The organism is Mucilaginibacter sp. P25, assembly GCF_050859465.1.
GTDB classification, from domain to species: Bacteria; Bacteroidota; Bacteroidia; order Sphingobacteriales; family Sphingobacteriaceae; genus Mucilaginibacter; species Mucilaginibacter gossypii.
The window spans coordinates 2,183,783-2,202,998 of record NZ_CP193937.1 but is presented as its reverse complement, the minus strand read 5'-3'; the positions used below and the strand labels follow the sequence as shown (position 1 = coordinate 2,202,998).

Genomic DNA, 19,216 nt, shown 5'->3' with positions numbered 1-19,216 from the left:
GAATGACACCTTTTAAAAAAACACTGTTGTTTATACATCGCTGGCTTGGATTTATATCCGGGCTGGTGGTATTTATAGTAAGTATAACCGGCTGTATCTTTTGCTTTCAGGACGAGATCCAGGATGCGATACACAGTTACCGTAAGGTTGAGGTACAAGCTAAACCCTACATAGCACCATCAATACTTAAAGCCGAAGCACTGAAAGGCCGTAAAGGCGCTACGGCCAGTTATGTTTACTATTACGGTATCGGTCGCCCTGCGGGGGTGTTGGTAACGGACAAGAAAGAGGGCCTCCTTTTTGTATATCTGAATCCTTATACAGGTAAGATCACCCATACCGAAAGCCCCGCTTCAAACTTTTTTATTATTGTTGAATATATTCACCTATACCTGTTGCTCCCGGCTAATATCGGCACCCTGGTAGTAGGCATATCGGTGATAATTTTTGTGGTGCTGATGATCACCGGCATAATACTCTGGTGGCCCAAACGTAAAAGCGACCGTAAACGCAGCTTCACTATTAAGTGGGGTGGCCGCTGGCGCCGTGTTAATTACGACTTGCATAACGTTTTGGGCTTTTATGCCACCAGCGTGGCCATCATATTGGCCATAACAGGTCTGTCAATATCATTTGACTGGATGCGTGAAGCTATTTACACAGCCGCTAATTTGGGCAAAGCGCATCCCGAAGAAAAGGTAGTTTTCAAGTCCGATTCGTTGTTGAATGGTAAAATGGATACCACCCAGGTTATCAACAAAGCATATTTATCAGCCAAAGCCGCCTCGCCAAATGCCGAAATGTTTTTAATTTATGACGATGCTGCTAAAGCCGGTGCCATAGGCGTAACCGCATACGCACAGGCCCTGCACTACTATAAAAGTGATAGCTATTCTTTCGATAAATACACCGGCAAATTATTGAACCGTACCGCGCATGAACAAAAAAGTGCCGGCATGAAAATGAATAACATGAACTATGATGTTCACGTAGGGCAAATCTTAGGCCTTCCCGGTAAGACCATTGCTTTTTTGGCCAGTTTGATTTGTGCAAGCTTGCCAATCACCGGCTTTATCATCTGGCTCGGCAAACGCAAAAAATCCAAATCAAAAAAGGTAAAAACGGTGGTGCACAGAAGGACGGTAAGGCAGCATTTGCCAACCGACCGTTGATTTTTGATACACTGATTACGTTGATTATTCTTTCGCTTCCTGGTATAACTCCCCCTTTTAGGGGGCTGGGGGCCAATAACCACCTCATCATCCAAGGGATGCCCGGTGCAGGTCAAGATCCATCCTTGTGCAAGATCCGCTTCAGTAAGTACATCATTTTTCACCATTTCAACTTTACCGCCGGTGCATTTAACCATGCAGGTAGAGCATATTCCTCCCCGGCAGCTATAAGGTAATGGGATATTGTTTTGCAGGGCGGCCTGCAGTATGGATTGGTTTTCGCCTACTACAATATCGTGCAGCTCGCCCCGGTATTTTATTTTGATGTTTTTAGGTGGAAAGTTAGTAAAGCTGCTTGTTACGGCAACTGTTTCGAGCACAAAATTTTCGCGGCGAATCTTTACCTGATCAATCCCCATATACACCAGGTCGAACCGGATCATTCGCATAAAAGCAAACGGGCCGCAAAGGTAAAACTCAGCATTTGCCAGGTTGAAGCTGGCGTATTGCTTCACCAGCTTTTCTACCTTATCGGGGTTGAGTCGGTTACCTTCGCTGCTAAGCAGGTAAATGATTGTCAACCTTTCGGGGTGTTTGGCTGCCAGTTTATCCAGCTCGTTTTTGAATAAAATGGAAGCGGCATTTTGATTACTATAAATGAGGGTTAGCCTGCTTTTACCCTCCCGGTTCAAAATATATTTCAGTTGCGAAAATATAGGGGTAATGCCGCTGCCGCCCGCAAATAAAAACAGATCCTTTTCCTGCTGATGGTCACTGATGATAAAACGGCCGGCAGGGGCTAATGCTGTTAACTCATCGCCTTCCTTTATTTTAGTGAGCATAAACCTGGATATTTCACCGTTGGTAATGCGCTTAATAGTTATTGCAGGGTATGGTTCATCGGGCGACGAGCTTAACGAATACGAGCGCCTGATCTCTTCCTGCCTGTGGTTAAATATCAGTGTGATGAACTGCCCTGCGGTATAAGGGATAAGATTACTATCAATACTGCTCAAATAAAATGTAGCCGTATCTGGAGTTTCCCATTTTATGCGTTCAACTTTTAGTTTTAAAATCTCTTCGGTCATCAATTGATGGCGTTATTGTTTATCTGCAAGCATTTTGCGGATAACGCTGTTCTTTTTGCCGTAAGTATAATAGATAACCAAACCAATTGCAAGCCAAATGACCAAACGCAACCAGGTATCGCCGGGTAGAAACGTCATCATGGCAAAACAGGTCAGGATACCCAGCACCGGCACCAATGGCACAAGGGGTGTTTTAAACGGCCGGTGAATATCAGGCTGCTGCTTCCGTAAAATAAGTACACCGGCGCAAACCATAACAAATGCAAGCAAGGTACCAATGCTGGTCATTTCACCAACCACGCGTATCGGAACAAATGCGGCAAAGAGGGCTATAAAAGCGCAAAGCATAATATTCGATTTCCAGGGGTGCGAAATTTGGGATGCACTTCTGAAAAAACCTTAGGCAGCAAACCATCTTTCGACATAGAGAAAAACACACGCGATTGGCCTAACAGGTCGACCAAAATCACCGAGGTATAACCTATTAAAATAGCCAGCACAATAGCTTTGCTCAACCACTGGTAATGCGTTTTTTCAATGGCGATGGCAACCGGTGCGCCCGAACCTATAAATTCCTTATAGTTGGCCATTCCGGTCATTACGTGCGCAAATACAATAAAGAGTACCGTACAGATCAGCAGCGAGCCGATGATCCCGATAGGCATATTGCGCTGCGGGTTTTTGGCCTCCTGCGCCGCAGTTGATACAGCATCAAACCCAATAAATACAAAAAACACTAATCCCGCCCCTCTCAATATGCCCGACCAGCCATAATCGCCCCAAACACCGGTATTTTGCGGGATATAGGGATGATAGTTTTGCGGGTTAATAAATGACCATCCAACCGCAATAAACACCAGCACCACGCCCACTTTCAAGGTTACAATAATGGCATTAACCAATGCCGAACCTTTTGTACCCCGGATAATGATACTGGTAACCAAAATCACAATGAGCGCAGCTGGCAAATTGATGATTCCGTTAATAATATTGCCATTGGCAGCCTTAGCAGTTTCAAAAGGCGAAAGCGTAAGCTGTGGAGGCAAATACAGGTCAAACCAGGATAAAAATTTAGTAAGGTATTGCGACCAGCTGATGGCCACTGTTGCTGCGCCCACGGCATATTCAAGCGCGAGGTCCCAGCCTATGATCCAGGCAAAGAGCTCGCCCATGGTAGCATACGAATAGGTGTAAGCGCTCCCCGCAACAGGTATCATGGCCGAAAACTCGGCATAACAAAGGGCAGCGAAAGCACAGCCAATAGCAGCAATTAAAAAAGAAATGGTTACCGCAGGCCCCGAATGCTGGCCCGCCGCTATACCGGTTAACGAAAATAAACCGGCCCCTATGATGATGCCTATCCCAATTAAAATAAGGTTAACGGGCCCAAGCGAGCGTTTTAATGAATGTTCCCCCTCCTCCTTCGATTCGCGGAGCAGGGTTTCTATGGGCTTTTTGATCATGATATAAAAAAGTCCACAAAGTTAGTAGATTATTGCAGGGATTAAGCGTGGGTGTATAATTGGAAGGTAAATAAACAAACTTCTCGGGCTCGTTACAAACGAGCGCAAGAGTTATGAAGTAAAACAAAAGCGGCAGGACCATCAGATCCTGCCGCTTTTGTTTATGAGCTTAAATAATATTAAGCGGTTGCTTTTGCGTAAAGCTCGGCAACGTGGTTCCAGTTGATCACATTCCAGATAGCTGCTAAGTAATCCGGACGACGGTTTTGATATTTCAGGTAGTAAGCATGCTCCCAAACGTCGATACCTAAAATTGGGGTACCTTTAACTTCAGCGATGTCCATTAATGGGTTGTCCTGGTTAGGAGTGGAAGTTACAGCTAATTTTTTATCAGCAGTAACAATTAACCATGCCCAGCCAGAACCAAAACGGGTTGCACCTGCTTCAGATACTTTAGTTTTGAAATCGGCAAATGAACCGAAAGTGCTTTTGATAGCATCAGCTAAAGCGCCTGTAGGCTCGCCGCCACCGTTTGGTGATAACAAGGTCCAGAACAAGGTATGGTTGTAGTGGCCACCGCCATTGTTACGCACAGCAGCGGGGAATTTAGAGATATTTTTAATGATATCGTCGATATTGCTTTCAGCCTCAGGCTTACCTTCCAAAGCTTTGTTTAAGTTGGTAACATAAGCCTGGTGGTGTTTGCCATGGTGAATTTCCATGGTCAGTTTATCAATGTGCGGTTCCAGAGCATCAGTAGCGTAGGATAACGCCGGTAGGGTAAATGCCATAATTTTAGTTGTTTATTTTAAAGTTTACTGTTTGTTGTGACGTAACAAATATAAGCGTTGATTGAAGTTTTTGTTCTAAATAATTGTCATGTTTTCTTTTAGTTCATAGTTGATGGTTAATGGTTCATAGCTATTTTTATTACTATGAACCATCAACCCTACTTCCGCTTACTTTTAAAAAAATCTTTCACCAGCTGGCTGCATTCAGCTTCGCGGATACCGCCGGTGATCACTGTTTTGGGATGGGTTATTTTTTGGTTGATGCGGCCGAACCCGAGTTTGTTATCATAGGCCCCAAAAACGATCTTACTTACCTGGAACCAGTATGAAGCCCCGGCACACATTACACAGGGCTCCATAGTAACGTACAGCGTACAGCCTTGCAGGTATTTGCCTCCAATTAAATTAGCGGCCGCAGTAAGGGCCTGCATTTCGGCATGGGCCGATACATCGTTAAGCCGTTCGGTAAGATTGTGCCCTTTTCCTATAATGCGGCCATTGTAAACCACAATTGCCCCTATCGGGATTTCATCTTCCTCTAATGCATAGCGGGCTTCTTTTAACGCCTCGCCCATAAAATATTCATCGGGCGATATAGAGGCCTCATCCTCAAAACTGATATATCTCATTTAAATAAGTTTGCTGCCGTTTGGCACAGGCTTTTCAACAGCGGTTAACACAATGTCTCCGTTCTCGTCGGCGAAACCGGTAACCAGGAACTCCGACATGAAATTGGCGATCTGCTTTTTAGGAAAATTAACCACGCCTACAATTTGCCTGCCCACCAGCTCTTCTTTGGTATAATGCTTCGTGATCTGTGCGCTCGACCACCTGACACCAAACTCACCGAAATCGACCCTTACCTTGAAGGCAGGTTTACGGGCTTCCGGGAAATCAATTGCTTCCAATACAGTGCCTACACGTAGTTCTACTTTTTCAAAATCATGCCAGGTGATGGTTTCCATAGGGGCAAAGGTAAAAAAATATGTCTCTCTCTTCTTCAAAAGCTACCCTTGCCTCAATTTTAAGTAAAGGGTTTGATATGGACATTAGTAAACAAAATCAATGCGTCATGTATCATGAACTAATGAGTTATAACAATAAAACCAACAACTCTGCCCTTGAGGCCGGATGTAAAAGCGTTGTTCCAAACCGCTTAGCCATTGCCTCTAACTGCGTCAATTAATATCTCGTCCCTTCCTTCACCTCATCGCTGGCATTTTTAAGAATGATATCGTTGGCCTTCAGGTTCCCAAATACTTCGGTTGAGTCATGTCTGGATAATCCTTCCTTTATATCAATTAATGCTGCCTTGCCGTCTTTTACAGCTATTACATATTCCCTCTCGGTTGACCGGATGATGGCATTGTTGGGCACTAACAACGATTTGGCGCCCGAAAGCATCGGGATCTTTACTTCGGCATACATTCCCGGTTTTAGTATTCCATTTTGGTTTTGTACGTCTATTTCGATAGCTTCAGAACGCATACTCCCTAAAGCATTGGCCGAGCGACTGATTTTGGCTGTTTGTTCCTGCCCCGGCATAGCATTAAAAGTGAATTTTACCTGCTGCTTTAAGTCAACTTTGTCTACGAAATCTTCGGGGATGTAAACCTCTAAACGCAGCTTGCGGATATCCTGCAAAATAAGCATCGGCAGGTCTGTACCTTTACCCGGGGCTACCAAAGCTCCCGGGGATACATTACGCTGAATGATCATGCCATCAAACGGTGCACGAATGTTCAGGTAATCCTGCATGGTGCGTACAGATGCCACGATCGAGCTTTCTGAACGGGCCATTGCGTCATCAGCTTTCATTTTTGCTAAAGCGTTATCCAATTCAAGCGGAGAAACTGATCCAGGTTCTTTTGCAGCCTCTTTTAAACGCTGATACTTTTCCTTACTGGCAACTGCGTTCTCTTTGGCCTGCATGTAGCGGGAATCGGCAGCCTGCAATTGCGATTCCATTTCCGGCGCTTCTAAGGTTACCAGTAATTGTCCTTTTTTACCAAGGTACCACGGTCAACAAAAACGGTTTTTACAAACCCGTTTACTTTCGGGAACAAGTTTACCTCGTTATAGGGTTTTAACTGGCCGGGAAGGCGGGCTTCGCTTGATAGTGCTTTTTCCGACACTTTGCCGGTTTCATATCCGCTTGCTTTTTGGTTGGTTTTTTGGGTTTCTGTGAGGTCCACCGGCTTTTGATTGCCTGCACATGCGGCCATCAGGCTGATACTGCTTAACAGTACAATATATTTTAGTTTCATAATATTAGCTATTGGAGGTTTCAAGTTGTTGAGGTTCATTAACATTTACGTCCTTCATTAAGGACGGTGAATCATAAGTGGTTTTTTGCTGTACCCAGGCAAATACCTGCGGTAGTATAAACAGCGCGGCTAATGTTGAGGCAAATAAGCCGCCTATCACCGCGCGGCCCAATGGCGCGGTTTGCTCGCCGGCTTCACCCATCCCTGATGCCATCGGGATCATACCTGCCATCATGGCCAAACTGGTCATGAGGATTGGTCTTAACCTGATGGACGCACTGGTAATGGCTGCCCTTGTAGAGTCTTTATAATCCAGTCTCAGGGTTTCAGCATTGGTTACGATCAGGATGGCGTTTGCCACCGATACTCCTGTAGACATGATCATGCCCATGTAACTTTGCAGGTTAAGTGTTGAACCGGTAAGCAGTAATGCTGTTAGCGATCCCAATATTACTGCCGGTACGGTAGATAGTACTGTAAGGGATAATTTAAACGACTGGTAATTGGCGGCCAGCAATAAAAAGATCACCAAAATGGCAAACATCAAACCGTTCTGTAAGCTGTCGAGCGTTTCTGTCAACAAGCTCGACATACCTTTAACTTCAGCAATCAGGCCTTTAGGCGGTGCCCCGACAGTTTTGATCACCTGCTGCACCGCGGCAGTAGCAGTGCCCAAATCCTTCTTGTAAATATTGGCGCTCACGGTTAAGAAGCGGCGCGGACCGGTACGGTCATATTCACCAGGAACGTAATTAACCTTAAAGCTGGCGATATCACCCAGTACAGGTGTACTTTGGCCTTTCACCAGTGGGATCTCTTTCAACTCATCCATTGTATTCATCACATACTCTGGAATTTGCACCTGTACCTGGTAGGTATAGGCCGATTTATCATCCAACCAAAGGTTTTTCTCGGTAAAACGGCTTGATGATGTACTTGCTGTAACCGAGCGGGCAACATCTTTAATATCCAGGCCTAATTGGGCGGCTTTCAACCTGTCGAGCGTTATTGCCACCACAGGAAACTTTAAAGGCTGACTGATTTGCACATCCCTCAGGTAGCTGATCTTTTTAAGTCCGGCCAAAACTTTGTTCGAGTAGCCTTCTATCTGCGCCATATCCTTACCCGCTACCCTTATTTCGATAGGTGTAGATGCACCCTGGCTCATGATCTTTTCGGTCATGTCGATAGGTTCAAAAGTGATGCGGAGATCGGGCATGCGCGATGCTATGTTTTTACGGAGCGCATCTTTAAGCTCATCCATATTGATGTGGTAATCTTCATCAAGGTTAACCTGTAATACCGCTTCATGTGTACCAGTATTAAATACATAAAGATTGCTGGTACCATAGCTGCTTGGCACAATGCCCACATAAGCCGATGTGATAGCTACATGATGGTTCACCGTACTGTCGATGATTTGCAAAACCTGTTTCAGCCCGTCTTCCGTACGTTCAAGTCTTGTGCCATCCGGCTCTTTGATCCTGATCTGAAACTGGCCGTTGTTGAGCTTCGGCATCATATCTTTTCCAATAGTGACAAAACACACACCGGCCAATCCCAAAACAACCACGAGATAAACAGGCACAATTAGTTTTTTGTTATGCATCCAGCGTTCAATGATGTGTATAAAACGGATCTTTATCCGTTCAAACAGGTCATTCTTTTCGGGATGGTTTTGCTCCTGCTGCAGGTGATGGTTTACCTGCCCTTCTTCGGGCCGGTCTAAAGCTTCGCCGGCATGGGCATGCAATTTCCCATGTTCATAATGCTGATAGGTTTCGGCTTTGATAAGCCAGTTTGATAAAATAGGCACCAGTGTTTGCGCTATGATGTACGATACGATCATCGTTAAGCCAATAGATAGCGACAGGGGTAAAAACATCGCTTTAGGCACGCCGTTCATCATAAACGATGGCGCGAATACCGCAAGGATACACAGCAGGATGAGCAATAGGGGGAACGAGATTTCCTGGCAAGCATCATAAATAGCCTGTGCTTTGCTTTTGCCCATCTCCAGGTGCTGGTGAATATTTTCGATAGTTACTGTCGCCTGGTCAACCAAAATGCCTATGGCGAGGGCAAGCCCGCTCAGTGTCATGATATTGATGGTTTGGCCGAATAAGCCTAAAAGTAATACACCTAACAAAATGGATACCGGGATAGTAATCACCACGATCAAACTGCTTCGCCAGTCGCGCAAAAACAATAATACCATCAGGCCGGTGAGCAATGCGCCCAGACCGCCTTCTGTCATAAGGCTCTTTACCGCGTTTATCACAAATATGGATTGATCAAACTCATATGAGATTTTAACGTCGTCGGGTAAAAGGCCCTGAATTTCCGGAATCTTCTTTTTCAAAGCCTGTACCACACTCCAGGTACTGGCATCGGCGGTTTTTACTACCGGCAAATAAACAGAGCGCTTGCCATTAATCAGCGCATAATCAACCGTAACGTCGGTAGCATCGGCAACACGGGCTACATCTTTTACCAAAATGGGAACGCCGTTTTTGGTAACTACAGGGATATTGCCAAATTCATCTGTTTGGTTAATCAACGTATTAACCGTAGTTACAAACATAGTGTTGCCTAACCTTAAATTACCCGAAGGCGACATCACATTGAACTTAGCCAACGCACTTACTACCTCATCGGGCGTCAAGCCGTAACTTCTTAATTTATTTGGATCAACGTTTAAGGTGATGGACCTGGCGTTTGAACCAAACGGCGGCGGGGCCGATAAGCCGGGAACAGTAGCAAACATCGGCCTTACTTTAGTAGCAGCCATATCATAAATATCCTTCAGGCTGCGATTGGGGGCGGATAGTACCAATTGCCCAACGGGCAACGATGAAGCATCAAACCTTACAACCTGCGGCGGCAGTGCTCCCGGCGGGAAAAAGCTCATTACGCGGCTTACCTGCAAAGCCACCTGGGCCTGTGCTTCGGCCATGTCTGTGCTCTCGTAAAAACTCAGCTTAACCATAGTTAAACCCTGAATGTTTTTACTGGTAATACTTTTGATGCCGTTTACATACAGAAACTGGTCTTGCAAACGGGTTGAAAAAAACCCTCCATTTGCTGCGGCGACATACCGCCATATGATTCAATAACATAAATGGTGGGCAGGTTTAGTTTTGGGAAAATATCTATCGGTATTTTTATAGCACTAAGCACTGCAAAGATGAGCAGGCTCAAGGTAACCACCACCGTTGTGATGGGCCGTTTAAGTGCGGATGTGACCATTGACATAGCTAAATTATTTTAAAAGGTTTAATACAGTATTTACCTGGTTGCCGGTAACGGCCTGCTGGAACAGGGCATTTGAATAGGCATATTTGGCCTGTACATAGTCAGTTTCGGCGCGGTAAAGGATATTGAGTGCGGCGTTAAGCTCAATGATATCGGTTAGCCCATTTTTGTATAATGACAGCTTTTGCCGGTACCCGTCAGAAGCCGCTTTAAGCTGATTGGGGATCTCAACCAGGCGTTCGCGGGCGGTTTGCAGCTCCACGCCCGACCGGTTGGCATTGACCGCCAGCAATTGCTTTTGCTCATCCAGCTTTTTCCGGGAGTAATCGGTATTGGCACGTTGTGTCCGTAATTTTAACTGGCGGCGACGGATATCAAACAGGTTATAGGAAACACCTATACCTACCAGGTAATTATTCCTGTCGAACCCCCATCCGCTGCTGAGGCTGTTAAAATGGTCGTTAGCATCAACACTTGATCCCCTGCCCCAAACGGCGCCTTCCAGTAATATTTTAGGATTGTAGCTTTTTTTGACGAGTGTTTCCCGCTGCAAACTATTTTGATATACCGATTTATAATAATTGATCAAGGGATGATTGGTGGTGTCGATCACCAAAGGGTCCAGGCCGGTTGCGGTATTGATAAGATTTGTTTCGGCAGCGGTATCGGGTACTATTGTCTGATAGGGTAAGCCGCTGACAGCCGAAAGCTGTAACTGTACCTGCTTCACCTGGTTGTTAAGTTCGATATAGTTCAAACGGGCTTTTGACAGTTCGGCCTCGGCAATGCTGGTATCAACGCCTGCCCTTACCCCACTTTTGGCGAGCGACTGTACCGACCGGCGGATCTCCTGATTGCGTTTTATGTTCCGCGCCTGGATGGTGAGGAAGTTTTCCAGTTCCGTCAGGAGCAGGTAATTGCCAATGGCATAAGCCTGCAACTGATATTTGGAATCAGCAAACTGGTTTTGCTGTACCTGAATATCAGAGTTGGCTACTTTATTTTGAGCACCATAGGCCCCAAAATTATAGATCTCCCAGTCGAGCGCGGCTACCCCAACGTTGGCTGAAACGGTGGTGGTATTGCTTTCGGGCCGTACCCCCTGGAGTTGGAAGGAATGATACCAAAGCCAAAATACGGGCCGGCAACATTGTTGTTAGTGCCATAATCTGCCTGGTAATTTAGTTTCAGGTTAGGGAGCCAGCTGCTCCTGGTTTCAGCGGCCTGGGCTTGCCTAACCGCTATAGCTGCCGAATCGGTTAGCAATGTGGGTGCGTTTCGGTTCACGCTGTTGAGCAGCGTTTTTAAACTAACCGGTGTGTTACCTTGTTGCTGCGCATAAGTATAGGCTGTTATTAGCAAGCCTATAAACAGGCAGCAGGACTTCTTTGAAATTCGCATATCTTGATGTACGGAATATGCTTACCGGGAAATGCCCGCACACTGATCGCTACAGATCAGTAAGTACTGCAAAAAATGCCGGTAAACGATGGATAATTAATTGAAAAAATGATCGATGATGTATCTAAAGGCAGAGCGCCTTTAATCATTCAAATCAAATGCGAAAAGTGCAAAGGGAAAGATAGGAGTATCGATACTCGGGTATAATCCTGAAGTTTCGGATTAATTGCTTCGGATTTAATTTCCATAGCTGCAATGCAAAAAAAGCAGAATAAAACTGCCTACAACAGCGCTGATCAAATCGGTAACAGACTTTTTCTCCTCAAGGGTTGATTTGTCTGGTCTTTGAACGTAGCTTGATTCGCTGAAGCTGCTGTGCAGGTTCTCCATCTTTCGTTTAAAAACCGAATTGAATCCTGTTGAACGCGTACGGCCCGACTGCGTTAAGCGGGGAAGAAAAAAACATGACTGCTCGCGATGACCAAATAAAAGGCCATTACCGATAATATCCGCAACGATCTCAAAAATTCAGTATTTCGCTTATTCAACATATTGCTTATGCTGTACAAAAATGAAAAAAATAACCTAATTGTTTTGCAAAAGTATTGTTGCATTTATATTCTGCATACCGGGATGAGGAAACTTCACTACTATTAAGTTTAGGCAGGCCCCCCGCCAGGTCATTATCCTACCCTTGATGGCGAACCAAGCCTCAAACTTATTGCAGGAATGCGGTTGCATCAACCCTGACGAATTGCGGCTTTATTAACTACAGTGTGCCATTTCGAAAGCTTATTCATCAGTTCATCAAGCTTTACAGGCTTACTCAGGTAATCATTCATACCGGCCTGCAAGCAATCCTGTTCATCGCCGGCCATGGCGTTGGCTGTTAATGCAATGATAACAGGCTGCTTAATGTTTTCTTTACGGATTACACGGGTAGCCTCAAGCCCATCCATAACAGGCATCTGCATGTCCATTAAAATAAGCTCGTAATCGTTTTGGTACAGGGCCTCTATTGCTTCGAGCCCGTTTTGGGCCATACCCGGCTTATAGCCCATTTTGTTTAAAATGTGTTTAATAACGTGCCGGTTAACCTCATTATCTTCGGCAATGAGGATATTGAAGGGATATTTATCACTAAAATCAACCGAAAGCTTGCTCTTAATTTGTTTATCATCGTTTTGGACCGATTTATTCCTGAGTGCCATAAAAATCTGTTTGCCCAGCACCTGTTGTTTTATCGGCTTGCTCATAACAGAGGTAAACAGCATTCGCTGATCTTTTATAAATTCTTCACCAACCGAGCTTAGCAGTATAATAGGAATGTGGCTGTACCCTTCCCTGATGATGCGGGCCAGCATAACCCCATCCATTACGGGCATATTCATGTCGGTAATAACCACGTCAATGTCTTTGTTTCTCTGCAGGATCACTAAAGCCTCGGCGGCAGACTCTGCCGGTACCGATTTAAGGTTCCAGTTTTCAAACTGGCGGTTTAAAATAGACAGGTTGGTATGGTTATCATCAACTATAAGAATCTTTTTGCCGCGCAGTTCCTCAAGATCAAAACTGGCAGGCTGCCGGTGGGAAATCTCGCCGGGATAGGCGTTTATGGTAAAGAAAAACCTGGTACCGGCACCAGGCTCGCTTTCAACGCCTATACTGCCCCCCATTAGCGCTACAAGCTTTTGGCAAATGGCCAAACCTAAACCGGTACCTCCGTATTTGCGTGTAGTAGATGAATCGACCTGCGAAAATGCCTTGAACAGCCGGTGCAGCTTATTATGCGGAATGCCTATACCTGTATCCCAAACATCAAATCTTAATTTCAGCAAGCCATCAGATTGTTTGTCAACACAGCTAACCTTAATACCAACCTCACCTTTCTCCGTAAATTTTATGGCGTTGCTTACCAGGTTTATAAGCACCTGTTTAAGCCGCAGCGGATCGCCGATGATACCCGGCGATATATCTTCGGCAATTTCATAAACCAGGTCGAGCCCCATTTGTCCGCCTTTAATGGCAAACATATCCATCACATCTTCAATACATTGCCGCAGCTTAAAATCATCCTGTTCAAGATCAAGGCTACCTGCTTCTATCTTTGAAAAATCAAGAATGTTATTGATCACATGGATGAGCGTTTCGCCGCAGCTGATGATGGTTTCGTTAAACATACGCTGCTCATCATTAAGCTCAGTTTCATTCAATAAAGCCGACATCCCGATAACCCCGTTCATAGGCGTACGGATTTCGTGGCTCATGGTGGCCAGGAAAATGCTTTTTTCCTGGTTAGCCTGATCGGCCGCGAGGCGTGCCTTTTGAAGTTCCTGGTTTGAATAGTTTAGTTCCTGGTTTGCAGCTGCCAAAACCTCTTCATTATGTTTACGCTCGAGCGATAACTGAGCTTCCCGCTGCAGATCGGCCATTTGCAGGGTTTGTACTATTCTTAGTTCGTTATACTTGCGCAACTGATAGGCCCAAAGTCCGCATATGAACATGATAACCCCGGTAAGCAACACATGTATGGTAAACGTTTGAAGATCAAAGTAATTGAGCTGGGTAAAAAATATGCCGCCATAGCCAATATCCTGCATATAGCTGAAAACAGCATGGTGTACAATAACAACTAAAAGCAATGGCAATTGTAGCCTCCAGTTTTGGTAGGTGATCAGCAGCGCACTCGAAATAAAAGCAAAAAAGTGCATCTCAAACAAGCCGTGCATCTGGTAAATATACTGGGCCATAAAAATACCTAATACAGCTGCCAGCACATATTGGTATAAGGAAGAATTAGGCAGGGCTATTTTAGCAGTATAGTACGCCAACAGGCACAGGCCGCCAACGCCAAAGGCAATAAGCCATGTATCATAAAAATAGGCCAATGCTAAACCAACTACAAAATGCACAGGCAGGAAATAATCCATCAACCTGTCTGAGCGGTCTTTGATCTCGGTTTGAAAATTAATGTTTTGAACTATGTCTGCGGTCACAATGATTGATATTTAGGGGTAATATTAATTATGACAGTCGGGCAGTCGACAGCCGTATGAGGTTAATGCAAGTTTATTAAATGTTAGGCGTGTATTGTCGTTCAGTAAACCGTTGATCGCTACTTTGGCGAAGCTTGTTTTTTCATCGGTACAGTAACGGCTTATGTTATAATTGCCGCGGTAATACAGCTTGCTGCCTGTATCAATAAGGGCAGCCTGGGGTGTTGAGTAAACCCCGCAGGCCTCAGCAACCGAGGGATCAAATATAACGGGGAGTTTCATCCCAAACTTGTCCTGGATTTCGCTTTCGGTGAAGTGTTTACTGCTCATGATCACGATGGCAAAATTCACCTGTCTGTGATATTGCTGGGCAATAGCCTTAAACTGTTTGATATTAAATCTTGAACAGGGACAATCCGGATTAAAAAAATGCAGGAACAGCGGTTTACTGCGATCCTGGTAGTGCCTGGGGTTGATGGACACTATCGTACCCTGCTTTACTGCTTTATAGTTTTCGGGTACAGGAGTAGGCAACTGGTATTGCAGCTCATTATACCAAAACAAAGCGCCAACAGCGATTAAAAGTATCACGAGCCAACCAATAACTAACGTTTTTTTCATTGTACCAAAGGTTGGCATACTTCAACAGAACAACTGAAAATCAGCACAAAACCATTTGTAAAAATAATTATTTTTAGTGTATAAAAAACACTTTTCCGGCATTTTAAACATACAGGTTTTAATTTAACCGTTGGCTAACCCCCTCCTTAATCTTTAATTAAGCAAACGAATAGCCATTCAGTTATTTGACAGCCTGTTTTTTCTTCTTTCGGTTAGGTAACGACGCAGGGGGATATCGTAACCTATCATAACCAGGTAAGCAAATGTAACTAATACAACTAATCCGGGTATAATGATATATGCCAGGTGAACAGCATCGGGTTTATTTGCCGCATAATAATTACCAAACATCCACATTACTGCATAATGGGTCATGTATAAAGGATAAGAGATACTCCCCGAAAAAACACATATTTTACGTAAGCTGTTGTTAAGAACAGCGCCTGCTCCCAGCGAAACCATTAACGGGAAATAAATTATAACTATAAAAGGCTCGGTAAGCCAGTTCCATGTTGAGAACGGAGACAGGAAAGCCAGCATCAATAAAATAGAAAGACCGATAAAACCAAGCTTATTTTTGACGATAAGGTTATAACGGTAAACCAGCAAACCAGCAGTAAAAGAATAAGCTATACGTACACCTCCATCCCAGAAAGTTCCGCCGCTCCAGCCGCCCATTAAATTACCTGAGTGAGCTGCCACATAGCAAATGCCAACAGCAGAAATTGCAGTAAGGACAATCAGGTAGCGCCGCTGAAGGCGACAAAGTACAAGTGCATAAACAATGTTAGCTACATATTCCCAAAACAATGACCAAGCAGGTGCATTAAACCCAAACAAGTTAAAATACCGTTCATTCATTGTCGGGTTAGGAATCATTAATATGGAGCTGAGAAATAATAGTAGTATACTGCCCGCACTACGGGCTATGGGTTGGGCATTAAATGGATCAAATATAAACCCTAACAAGCCCAATACCGAGCCAAAAACAACAAGCGGGTGCAGCCTGATCAACCTCGATTTGAAAAATTCCTTTATGCCCATTTTGCCGACCCTGTCGTCATAAGCATAACCAATTACGAAGCCCGACAGGCAAAAGAAAAAATCAACCGCTAAAAAGCCATGACCTATAAAATCCTTGCTGTAGTCGGAATAAGCAATCTCCATAAAATGGAAAGTAACAACTGCTATAGCAGCTATGCCCCGAAGGCCGTCAAGAATTTCAAAATGCTGTTTGGTTTTAAGGATGGCTGGGCTTAGTTTTTCCATGCACTATATCGATTTACCTGTATGCCGGTAAAGAAAGGAAAATTTAGCCGGAAGTTCAAACTATGCGCTTAACAGCCAAACTGAGTGAGGTGATGGTCAATATGTTTATAAAACATATTGCTCCATTCGGTAATAGTTAAGGGACCAAACGAATGCGACTCGCGGCCATCAAAAGCTTTTTCGCCCAGCTGCTGTGTTTTTTGGATGTAGGCTATCAACCTGTTTTTTTCGGTATTGAAATCCCTTTCGCCGGTAATGAGAAATGCAGGCGCTGTAGGGTTGTTGTGTTTATATGGTGTTTCACTCACTACCTTGTTTTTAACCAGCATTTTCAGGATCAGTTTCATGAACAAGCCGGGTTTGGGGTGCTTATCTTCATACACCATTTCGTACGTTACACAGCAGTGTGCCAACATTTGTGCTACGTTCATTTTACCCCACCCCGGTGAGGTTTGAGGCGTGAGCTTGTTGATCCGGCTGATTACATCATCAGCTACCCGTGCAGTGAAAATATTGGGTAAGGCCATGAGGGAAAGATAGGTATTTTTGTACAGAGACGTATTACATGTATATTTAGTTAAACCGGAAAATCTGCGAAGCGGGCGATGCATTAGATGCCGCCCAACAAAAATTCCCGATATGAATTCCGATCTTATAAAAAATAAAAAATATTTTTCATTTTGTCCAATCTGCTAAGCACGGTTGTCATTGGGTTTTAACAACATAAATTTAAAACAAAATGGAACAGAGAATCAGCATGTGGGAAAAAGGCCAAAATGCCTTAAAACCATTATTTGGTATTAATACCTATCTTAAAAAGTCACCCCTCGAGTTATCCCTTCGTGAGTTGGTAAATTTCAGGGTATCACAGATCAATAAATGCGCTTATTGTCTTGACATGCACTATAAAGATGCACGTGCCAAAGGCGAAACTGAACAACGTTTATACGGCCTGAGCGCCTGGGAAGAATCGCCTTATTATACCGATCGTGAAAGGGCCGCCTTCGCCTGGGCCGAAGCCGTTACCGCCTGCCATGTAACCGACGAAGTGTACAACATAGCCAAGGCGCAGTTCAGTGATGAAGAGCTGATAGACCTTACGCTGTCCGTTACCACCATTAACACCTGGAACCGCATCAACCTATCGTTCCCAAATACGCCCGGCACATACCAGGTTGGCCAGTTTGCATAAACAGCTTATATTAACGCCATTAAAACATAGCCTTATGAATGAGTTTTTGTTAGTGATCCACAGGGATCTGAAAAGTAAAGATGCCAGTCCCTCGCCCGAACAAATGCAGGCAGCTATAAAACCTTTCCAGGATTGGATAGGCGGCATCGCGGCCCAAAACAAACTGGTTGGTGCTCCCAAACGCTGGGATGGTGATGGCCGTACAATTAAGCAAAATACCGTGATCAATGGTCCTTATGCCGAAATTAAGGAATCGATAGGCGGATTGTTTATAATCAGGGCCGAAGATTACGATGAGGCCGTTGAAATTGCCAAAGGCTGCCCGATATTGCAATGGGGGGCCACCGTTGAAGTACGAATGGCCGTGCCTGCCGTATAAAATAAAATGCCTTTGTACTTTTGCAAAGGCATTTTATTTTAACCTATGCAACCCCAAGAACTTTTACCTCACCTGTTCCGCACCGAGTACCGGAAAATTGCAGCAGTGCTTTGCCGCCTTTTTGGTATTGAACATATTGAAATTGCCGAAGATATTGTGAGCGACACCTTCCTTTCAGCCACTGAAAATTGGAGCCTGAAAGGTTTACCTGATAATCCGACGGCATGGCTTTATACCGTTGCAAAAAATAAAACCAAAAATTACCTGAAACGGGATACGATTTTTAAGCAAAAGCTTTTGCCCGAAATAAAATATACTACCGACAGCACAGGCGAAATAGAGATCGACCTGTCTGCCAAAAACATAGCTGATAGCCAGTTGGCCATGATCTTTACGGTTTGCAACCCGGTTATTTCGGCCGAGTCGCAGGTAGCGCTTGCCCTTAACCTGCTTTGCGGTTTTGGCGTACAGGAAATTACCGATGCTTTTTTAGCAAACAAGGAGGTGATATACAAACGGATAAACCGCGCAAAGGAAAAACTGAAAGAAGCCGGAATCCAGATCCAACAGCCAAACCTTAGCGAGATCGGCAACCGGCTGGAAACTGTTTTAACAACCATTTACCTGCTGTTTTCTGAGGGATATTACTCAATCTCCCAAAATGTCACCCTCCGTCGTGATCTTTGTGCAGAAGCTATGCGGCTTAATTACCTGCTTATTGAAAATCCGGCCACCAATACCCCTGCCGTAAATGCACTTTTTGCGCTGATGTGTTTCCACGCGTCGCGGTTTGAGGCCCGCACCAATGATCATAGTGAAATGATCCTTTATGATGATCAGGATGAATCACTTTGGGACAGGGACCTGATCAACAAAGGTATCCATTACCTGAACCAGGCTTCAACCGGAACTTCAATAACTAAATATCACCTCGAAGCCGGCATTGCTTATTGGCATACCTTTAAGGAAGATGCTGCCGAAAAATGGGAAAATATATTACAGCTATACAATAGCCTCCTCATGCTGGAGTATTCGCCCATCGCCGCGCTGAACCGGACATTTGCCCTTGCCAAAGCCAATGGAAAACCGGCTGCAATAGCCGAAGCCGAAAAACTGAACCTAAGCAATAACCACTTTTATTTTTCGCTGCTGGGCAACCTGTATACCGGCATAGATAATCAAAAAGCCTTACAGCATTACGAAACAGCTATGAACCTGGCTACTTCTGCAAATGATAAGGCAACTATGGCGGAAAATGTTGAGCGGTTAAAAAACTTGCAGGAATAGCCTTTTCACAATAGTTGAAAGGGTATTGGTTCATG

20 protein-coding genes and 1 pseudogene are annotated in these 19,216 nt (G+C 44.6%); 4 read left to right on the top strand and 17 right to left on the bottom strand.

The annotated features are described in order from the left end of the window. Positions 1-2 precede the first annotated feature (2 nt). Positions 3-1,172 carry a PepSY-associated TM helix domain-containing protein gene (locus ACRQ5D_RS11580; protein WP_091172776.1) on the top strand — a complete coding sequence of 390 codons (1,170 nt, stop codon included), beginning with the start codon at positions 3-5 and terminating at the stop codon, positions 1,170-1,172. 116 nt (positions 1,173-1,288) lie between these two features. Here the strand turns inward: ACRQ5D_RS11580 and ACRQ5D_RS11575 are convergent. The 17 genes and pseudogenes from ACRQ5D_RS11575 to ACRQ5D_RS11495 all read right to left on the bottom strand — a co-directional run. Continuing rightward, positions 1,289-2,260: pseudogene (locus ACRQ5D_RS11575) on the bottom strand (2Fe-2S iron-sulfur cluster-binding protein); the annotation flags it as partial. Between the two features lie 12 nt (positions 2,261-2,272). Continuing rightward, positions 2,273-2,608, bottom strand: a complete 336-nt coding sequence (locus ACRQ5D_RS11570; RefSeq protein ID WP_431199670.1) for an APC family permease — start codon at positions 2,606-2,608, stop codon at positions 2,273-2,275. Continuing rightward, on the bottom strand, positions 2,590-3,723 hold the full coding sequence (locus ACRQ5D_RS11565) for an amino acid permease (protein ID WP_431199669.1): 1,134 nt from the start codon (positions 3,721-3,723) through the stop codon (positions 2,590-2,592). Before ACRQ5D_RS11565 ends, ACRQ5D_RS11570 begins: the two co-directional genes overlap by 19 nt. Positions 3,724-3,902: 179 nt before the next feature. Beyond that, positions 3,903-4,514: a superoxide dismutase gene (locus ACRQ5D_RS11560; protein WP_091172779.1), complete on the bottom strand. Its 612-nt coding sequence runs from the start codon at positions 4,512-4,514 to the stop codon at positions 3,903-3,905. Between the two features lie 158 nt (positions 4,515-4,672). Continuing rightward, entirely contained in the window at positions 4,673-5,143 is a 471-nt protein-coding gene (locus ACRQ5D_RS11555; protein WP_176844544.1) for a nucleoside deaminase, read from the bottom strand. Beyond that, positions 5,144-5,479: a tRNA-binding protein gene (locus ACRQ5D_RS11550; RefSeq protein WP_091172783.1), complete on the bottom strand. Its 336-nt coding sequence runs from the start codon at positions 5,477-5,479 to the stop codon at positions 5,144-5,146. It lies immediately after the preceding gene. Positions 5,480-5,696: 217 nt separating this feature from the next. Beyond that, positions 5,697-6,482: an efflux RND transporter periplasmic adaptor subunit gene (locus ACRQ5D_RS11545; protein WP_432329004.1), complete on the bottom strand. Its 786-nt coding sequence runs from the start codon at positions 6,480-6,482 to the stop codon at positions 5,697-5,699. Between the two features lie 17 nt (positions 6,483-6,499). After that, a complete protein-coding gene (locus tag ACRQ5D_RS11540; RefSeq protein ID WP_432329002.1) occupies positions 6,500-6,781 on the bottom strand; it encodes a hypothetical protein in 282 nt (93 codons plus the stop codon). A 4-nt stretch (positions 6,782-6,785) separates the two neighbouring features. Beyond that, positions 6,786-9,839, bottom strand: a complete 3,054-nt coding sequence (locus ACRQ5D_RS11535; RefSeq protein ID WP_431199668.1) for an efflux RND transporter permease subunit — start codon at positions 9,837-9,839, stop codon at positions 6,786-6,788. Beyond that, entirely contained in the window at positions 9,815-10,036 is a 222-nt protein-coding gene (locus ACRQ5D_RS11530; protein WP_432329000.1) for an efflux RND transporter permease subunit, read from the bottom strand. Before ACRQ5D_RS11530 ends, ACRQ5D_RS11535 begins: the two co-directional genes overlap by 25 nt. 7 nt (positions 10,037-10,043) lie before the next feature. Further along, positions 10,044-11,069: a TolC family protein gene (locus tag ACRQ5D_RS11525; RefSeq protein ID WP_431200773.1), complete on the bottom strand. Its 1,026-nt coding sequence runs from the start codon at positions 11,067-11,069 to the stop codon at positions 10,044-10,046. A gap of 17 nt (positions 11,070-11,086) precedes the next feature. Next, on the bottom strand, positions 11,087-11,437 hold the full coding sequence (locus ACRQ5D_RS11520; RefSeq protein ID WP_431199666.1) for a TolC family protein: 351 nt from the start codon (positions 11,435-11,437) through the stop codon (positions 11,087-11,089). A 237-nt stretch (positions 11,438-11,674) separates the two neighbouring features. After that, the gene (locus ACRQ5D_RS11515) at positions 11,675-11,827 is read right to left on the bottom strand and encodes a hypothetical protein (RefSeq protein WP_431199665.1); all 153 of its coding nucleotides are present in this window, start codon (positions 11,825-11,827) and stop codon (positions 11,675-11,677) included. Between the two features lie 350 nt (positions 11,828-12,177). Further along, complete coding sequence (locus ACRQ5D_RS11510; protein WP_091172798.1) at positions 12,178-14,433, bottom strand: response regulator; 2,256 nt, start codon at positions 14,431-14,433, stop codon at positions 12,178-12,180. 24 nt (positions 14,434-14,457) lie between these two features. Further along, positions 14,458-15,054 (bottom strand): AhpC/TSA family protein, encoded by a 597-nt coding sequence (locus tag ACRQ5D_RS11505; RefSeq protein ID WP_090531366.1) that lies wholly within the window; start codon positions 15,052-15,054, stop codon positions 14,458-14,460. 177 nt (positions 15,055-15,231) lie between these two features. Beyond that, positions 15,232-16,323 (bottom strand): acyltransferase family protein, encoded by a 1,092-nt coding sequence (locus tag ACRQ5D_RS11500; RefSeq protein WP_431199663.1) that lies wholly within the window; start codon positions 16,321-16,323, stop codon positions 15,232-15,234. 68 nt (positions 16,324-16,391) lie between these two features. Further along, complete coding sequence (locus ACRQ5D_RS11495) at positions 16,392-16,850, bottom strand: DUF1569 domain-containing protein (RefSeq protein WP_091172806.1); 459 nt, start codon at positions 16,848-16,850, stop codon at positions 16,392-16,394. A 212-nt stretch (positions 16,851-17,062) separates the two neighbouring features. Between ACRQ5D_RS11495 and ACRQ5D_RS11490 the strand changes: the two genes are divergently transcribed. Genes ACRQ5D_RS11490 through ACRQ5D_RS11480 form a run of 3 tightly spaced genes read left to right on the top strand, consistent with a single transcriptional unit; the run spans position 17,063 to position 19,181 of the window. Continuing rightward, a complete protein-coding gene (locus tag ACRQ5D_RS11490) occupies positions 17,063-17,515 on the top strand; it encodes a carboxymuconolactone decarboxylase family protein (protein ID WP_090531050.1) in 453 nt (150 codons plus the stop codon). A 34-nt stretch (positions 17,516-17,549) separates the two neighbouring features. Further along, positions 17,550-17,894 carry a YciI family protein gene (locus tag ACRQ5D_RS11485; RefSeq protein ID WP_090531052.1) on the top strand — a complete coding sequence of 115 codons (345 nt, stop codon included), beginning with the start codon at positions 17,550-17,552 and terminating at the stop codon, positions 17,892-17,894. Positions 17,895-17,939: 45 nt separating this feature from the next. Beyond that, positions 17,940-19,181 carry an RNA polymerase sigma factor gene (locus tag ACRQ5D_RS11480; protein ID WP_091172811.1) on the top strand — a complete coding sequence of 414 codons (1,242 nt, stop codon included), beginning with the start codon at positions 17,940-17,942 and terminating at the stop codon, positions 19,179-19,181. Positions 19,182-19,216: the final 35 nt, after the last annotated feature.

What these genes read in the sequence shown, in the direction of transcription:
- ACRQ5D_RS11495 (WP_091172806.1), bottom strand. Translation starts at nt 16,850, where the DNA reads ATGGCCTTACCCAATATTTTCACTGCACGGGTAGCTGATGATGTAATC.
- ACRQ5D_RS11480 (WP_091172811.1), top strand. Translation starts at nt 17,940, where the DNA reads ATGCAACCCCAAGAACTTTTACCTCACCTGTTCCGCACCGAGTACCGG.
- ACRQ5D_RS11520 (WP_431199666.1), bottom strand. Translation starts at nt 11,437, where the DNA reads ATGCGAATTTCAAAGAAGTCCTGCTGCCTGTTTATAGGCTTGCTAATA.
- ACRQ5D_RS11505 (WP_090531366.1), bottom strand. Translation starts at nt 15,054, where the DNA reads ATGAAAAAAACGTTAGTTATTGGTTGGCTCGTGATACTTTTAATCGCT.
- ACRQ5D_RS11555 (WP_176844544.1), bottom strand. Translation starts at nt 5,143, where the DNA reads ATGAGATATATCAGTTTTGAGGATGAGGCCTCTATATCGCCCGATGAA.
- ACRQ5D_RS11580 (WP_091172776.1), top strand. Translation starts at nt 3, where the DNA reads ATGACACCTTTTAAAAAAACACTGTTGTTTATACATCGCTGGCTTGGA.
- ACRQ5D_RS11490 (WP_090531050.1), top strand. Translation starts at nt 17,063, where the DNA reads ATGGAACAGAGAATCAGCATGTGGGAAAAAGGCCAAAATGCCTTAAAA.
- ACRQ5D_RS11560 (WP_091172779.1), bottom strand. Translation starts at nt 4,514, where the DNA reads ATGGCATTTACCCTACCGGCGTTATCCTACGCTACTGATGCTCTGGAA.
- ACRQ5D_RS11570 (WP_431199670.1), bottom strand. Translation starts at nt 2,608, where the DNA reads ATGCTTTGCGCTTTTATAGCCCTCTTTGCCGCATTTGTTCCGATACGC.
- ACRQ5D_RS11565 (WP_431199669.1), bottom strand. Translation starts at nt 3,723, where the DNA reads ATGATCAAAAAGCCCATAGAAACCCTGCTCCGCGAATCGAAGGAGGAG.
- ACRQ5D_RS11540 (WP_432329002.1), bottom strand. Translation starts at nt 6,781, where the DNA reads ATGAAACTAAAATATATTGTACTGTTAAGCAGTATCAGCCTGATGGCC.
- ACRQ5D_RS11515 (WP_431199665.1), bottom strand. Translation starts at nt 11,827, where the DNA reads ATGGAGAACCTGCACAGCAGCTTCAGCGAATCAAGCTACGTTCAAAGA.
- ACRQ5D_RS11530 (WP_432329000.1), bottom strand. Translation starts at nt 10,036, where the DNA reads ATGTCAATGGTCACATCCGCACTTAAACGGCCCATCACAACGGTGGTG.
- ACRQ5D_RS11485 (WP_090531052.1), top strand. Translation starts at nt 17,550, where the DNA reads ATGAATGAGTTTTTGTTAGTGATCCACAGGGATCTGAAAAGTAAAGAT.
- ACRQ5D_RS11550 (WP_091172783.1), bottom strand. Translation starts at nt 5,479, where the DNA reads ATGGAAACCATCACCTGGCATGATTTTGAAAAAGTAGAACTACGTGTA.
- ACRQ5D_RS11500 (WP_431199663.1), bottom strand. Translation starts at nt 16,323, where the DNA reads ATGGAAAAACTAAGCCCAGCCATCCTTAAAACCAAACAGCATTTTGAA.
- ACRQ5D_RS11545 (WP_432329004.1), bottom strand. Translation starts at nt 6,482, where the DNA reads ATGGAATCGCAATTGCAGGCTGCCGATTCCCGCTACATGCAGGCCAAA.